Origin of the sequence: Pseudomonas sp. NPDC098747 (genome assembly GCF_044760045.1) — a bacterium.
Lineage (GTDB): Bacteria > Pseudomonadota > Gammaproteobacteria > Pseudomonadales > Pseudomonadaceae > Aquipseudomonas.
The window spans coordinates 24516-28326 of record NZ_JBIWAL010000063.1; the positions used below are offsets into that span (position 1 = coordinate 24516).

Annotated in this window: 5 protein-coding genes and 1 tRNA gene; 5 read left to right on the forward strand and 1 reads right to left on the reverse strand. The window is 57.5% G+C overall.

The window, feature by feature from the left end:
- The coding region (locus ACIQVE_RS25585) for a hypothetical protein (protein ID WP_402813838.1) at nt 1–114 on the reverse strand (114 nt) is incomplete at its 3' end.
- Between the two features lie 182 nt (nt 115–296).
- Here ACIQVE_RS25585 and ACIQVE_RS25590 point away from each other — a divergent pair.
- From ACIQVE_RS25590 to ACIQVE_RS25610, 5 genes are all read left to right on the forward strand, one after another.
- The gene (locus tag ACIQVE_RS25590; RefSeq protein ID WP_402813829.1) at nt 297–2021 is read left to right on the forward strand and encodes a tetratricopeptide repeat protein; all 1725 of its coding nucleotides are present in this window, start codon (nt 297–299) and stop codon (nt 2019–2021) included.
- A gap of 3 nt (nt 2022–2024) precedes the next feature.
- A complete protein-coding gene (lolB, locus tag ACIQVE_RS25595; RefSeq protein ID WP_402813832.1) occupies nt 2025–2642 on the forward strand; it encodes a lipoprotein insertase outer membrane protein LolB in 618 nt (205 codons plus the stop codon).
- A 3-nt stretch (nt 2643–2645) separates the two neighbouring features.
- Nucleotides 2646–3497 (forward strand): 4-(cytidine 5'-diphospho)-2-C-methyl-D-erythritol kinase, encoded by an 852-nt coding sequence (gene ispE, locus ACIQVE_RS25600; RefSeq protein ID WP_402813835.1) that lies wholly within the window; start codon nt 2646–2648, stop codon nt 3495–3497.
- A 37-nt stretch (nt 3498–3534) separates the two neighbouring features.
- Nucleotides 3535–3609: transfer RNA gene (locus ACIQVE_RS25605), tRNA-Gln, on the forward strand.
- A gap of 45 nt (nt 3610–3654) precedes the next feature.
- Nucleotides 3655–3811, forward strand: a 157-nt coding sequence (locus tag ACIQVE_RS25610) for a ribose-phosphate pyrophosphokinase-like domain-containing protein (RefSeq protein WP_402813841.1), incomplete at its 3' end; no start/stop codon positions are given.

Below are 3811 nucleotides of genomic sequence, written 5' to 3' on the forward strand. Positions count from 1 at the left end.
AAGTCGGCAGAGCTGCTGCCACGCCTCAACCAGCTGCTCAGGGGTAAAGGCCACGCGCTCGCGGACGTCTACTGAAGCAGTCTTGTGGTTAATACCGAGTGCAAGGAAGGCCATTCAAAGTCGCTGATGGTGACGTGAAGCCGGCAATTGTCCACCTTCGTCAGATTCAGAACAACCACCGCTGACTATTGTCCCAATCGTCAGCCCCTATAATGGCCACAATTGAGTCTCGGTTATGTTTGGCCGAAGGCTTGTGTCATGATGATCCGACCGCAGGTTAGTCGTCCTCTTCCTATATGAATAGATCTTCCGCGTTGCTCCTTGCTTTTGTCTTCCTCAGCGGCTGCCAGGCCTTGGCACCCGTGTCGCAGGACGGTGCCTCACCGGTAGAAGACACCACGCCCGCGCCTGAAAAGCCCAAGGTTTACAGCTCGTTCAGCGAAGAAACCGTGTTCAGTCTGCTGAGCGCCGAACTCGCCGGCCAGCGCAATCGTTTCGACATTGCCCTGGACAACTACGTGACTCAGGCGATCAACACTCAGGACCCGGGCGTCTCCGAGCGCGCGTTCCGCATCGCCGAATACCTCGGTGCAGATCAGCCTGCGCTGGATACCGCGTTGATCTGGGCCAGAAACGCTCCGGACGACCTCGAAGCGCAACGCGCCGCCGCCGTACAACTGGCGCGTGCCGGGCGTTATGACGACTCGATGGTCTATATGGAAAAAGTCCTGCAAGGCAAGGGCGACACCCATTTCGACTTCCTCGCGCTGTCGGCGGCCGATACCGATCAGGAAACCCGCAACGGCCTGATGAAAAGTTTCGACCGCTTGTTGCAGCGTCATCCGAACAACAGTCAGTTGATTTTCGGCAAGTCCCTGCTCCTGCAACAGGATGGCGACAACAAAGCGGCACTCGCACTGCTCGAAGACCATCCGCCGGAAGACGGCGAAATCGCCCCGATCCTGCTGCGCGCACGTCTGCTCCAGCTATTGAATCGTGGCGACGAAGCCCTGCCGCTGCTGAAAAAAAGCATCAAGAAGTACCCGGACGACAAACGTCTGCGCCTGACTTACGCGCGGATGCTGGTAGAGCAGGATCGGATGGACGACGCCAAAGCCGAGTTCGCAAGCCTTGTTCAGCAATACCCGGAAGACGACGAACTGCGCTATTCGCTGGCGCTGGTATGCCTTGAGGCCAAGGCCTGGGATGAGGCCAAAGGTTATCTGGAAGACCTGATCGCCCGGGAAAGCCATGTCGATTCGGCGCACCTGAACCTGGGTCGTATCGCCGAAGAACGCAACGACCCGCAGGGCGCACTGATCGAGTACGCCCAGGTCGGCCCGGGCAACGACTATCTGCCGGCACAGTTGCGTCAGGCCGATATCCTGATGAACAACGGCAAGACCGCCGAAGCCCAAAGCAAACTGGCGGCCGAACGCGACGAACAACCGGATTACGCGATTCAGCTGTACCTGATTGAAGCGGAAACCCTGTCGGCCAATAAACAGGACGACAAGGCCTGGAAGGTATTGCAACAAGCCTTACTGCAATACCCCGATGATCTGAATCTGCTTTACACCCGTGCCATGCTCGCGGAAAAACGCAATGACTTGGCGCAGATGGAAAAAGACCTGCGCCTGATCATCAAGCGCGACCCGGACAACGCCATGGCGCTGAACGCTTTGGGCTACACCCTGTCCGATCGCACGACCCGTTACGCTGAAGCCAAAACGCTGATCGATCAGGCACACCAGATCAACCCGGAGGACCCCGCGGTACTCGACAGCCTCGGCTGGGTGAATTTCCGCCTGGGTAATCTGGACGACGCCGAGAAATATCTGCGTCAGGCGCTGGAGCGTTTCCCTGATCACGAAGTCGCCGCACACCTGGGCGAAGTGTTGTGGACCAAGGGCAACCAGCGTGAAGCCAAACAAATCTGGGGCAAATTCCTCAAGGATCAGCCCGACAGCACCATTCTGCGCAGCACCATCAAGCGCCTGACCGGATCCGAGACTCTTTAACTCATGTTTTTGCGCCACGTTATTGTTTTCAGCTTCATCGCCCTGCTCGCCGGTTGCGCGGGTTTCGGTGCTCGTGAATCGGTCGAGGGCCACGGCAGCCCGGCCCAATGGGCGGCGAACAAACAACAACTGACCGGCCTCGACGGCTGGCAGATCGACGGCAAGATCGGCATCCGCGCCCCGAAAGATTCCGGCAGCGGCACGCTGTTCTGGCTGCAGCGTCAGGACTACTACGACATTCGCTTGTCCGGCCCGCTGGGTCGTGGCGCGGCACGTCTGACCGGGCGTCCGGGCAAGGTTTCGCTGGAAGTCGCCAATCAGGGCCGCTACGAATCGCCATCGCCTGAAACCTTGCTCGAAGAGCAGTTGGGCTGGAAATTGCCAGTGTCGAATCTGGCCTGGTGGGTCCGTGGCCTGCCTGCGCCGAACAGCAAAAGCCGCCTGAATCTGGATGCCAACAGCCGCTTGGCCAACCTTGAACAGGATGGCTGGAAAGTCGAATACACCGCTTACACCGAACAAAATGGCTACTGGCTGCCCGAGCGCATCAAGCTGCACGGCACCGACCTCGACGTGACGCTGGTGATCAAGAACTGGCAACCGCGCAAGTTGGGGCAATAACGCATGACCGCTGCACGCCTGACTTTGCCTTCGCCGGCCAAACTCAACCTGATGCTGCACATTCTGGGTCGCCGTGAAGACGACTATCACGAGCTGCAAACACTGTTTCAGTTTGTCGATTACGGCGACGAAATCACTTTTGCCGTACGTGATGATGGCGTGATTCAACTGCATACCGAATTTGCCGGCGTGCCGCATGACAGCAATCTGATCGTGCGTGCGGCGAAAATGCTTCAGCAACAGTCCGGCTGTGCGCTGGGCATCGACATCTGGATCGACAAGGTTCTGCCCATGGGCGGCGGCATTGGTGGTGGCAGCTCAAATGCCGCGACAACGTTGCTGGGGCTCAATCATCTGTGGCAACTGGGATGGGATGAAGATCGGCTGGCGGCACTGGGTTTGTCGCTTGGCGCCGATGTTCCGGTTTTCGTCCGTGGTCACGCGGCGTTTGCCGAGGGTGTGGGCGAGAAACTGACCCCGGTGGACCCCGAAGAACCGTGGTATCTGGTGCTCGTGCCGCAAGTCTCTGTAAGTACGGCAGAAATTTTTTCCGATCCTTTGTTGACACGTAACACGCCGCCCATTAAAGTGCGCCCCGTTCCCGAGGGAAACAGTCGAAATGACTGCTTGCCGGTGGTTGCAAGGCGTTATCCAGAAGTACGTAACGCATTGGATTTGTTAGGTAAATTTACCGAAGCAAAGCTCACCGGAACTGGAAGTTGTGTGTTTGGGGGCTTCCCAAGCAAAGCTGAAGCTGATAAAGTCTCGGCCCTTCTGACAGAGACCCTTACAGGGTTTGTAGCGAAAGGAAGCAACGTTTCGATGTTGCATCGCAAGCTGCAAAGTCTGCTCTAAAAGGAACCAGGTGCTCGGCACTTGATGCAACAGATACAGGGGCGTCGCCAAGCGGTAAGGCAGCAGGTTTTGATCCTGCCATGCGTTGGTTCGAATCCAGCCGCCCCTGCCATTTTCTATACTCATCCAGGTTACCCTCAGCCTCTAGGTACTGCGCGTGTCCAAGATGATGGTCTTTACGGGGAACGCTAACCCCGATCTGGCTCGGCGTGTTGTACGTCAGCTGCATATCCCTCTCGGTGACATCTCTGTCGGCAAGTTTTCCGACGGCGAAATTACTGCCGAGATCAATGAAAACGTTCGCGGTAAAGACG

Coding starts and splice junctions, on each gene's coding strand:
- ACIQVE_RS25590 (WP_402813829.1), top strand. CDS start 297: ATGAATAGATCTTCCGCGTTGCTCCTTGCTTTTGTCTTCCTCAGCGGC.
- lolB (WP_402813832.1), top strand. CDS start 2,025: ATGTTTTTGCGCCACGTTATTGTTTTCAGCTTCATCGCCCTGCTCGCC.
- ispE (WP_402813835.1), top strand. CDS start 2,646: ATGACCGCTGCACGCCTGACTTTGCCTTCGCCGGCCAAACTCAACCTG.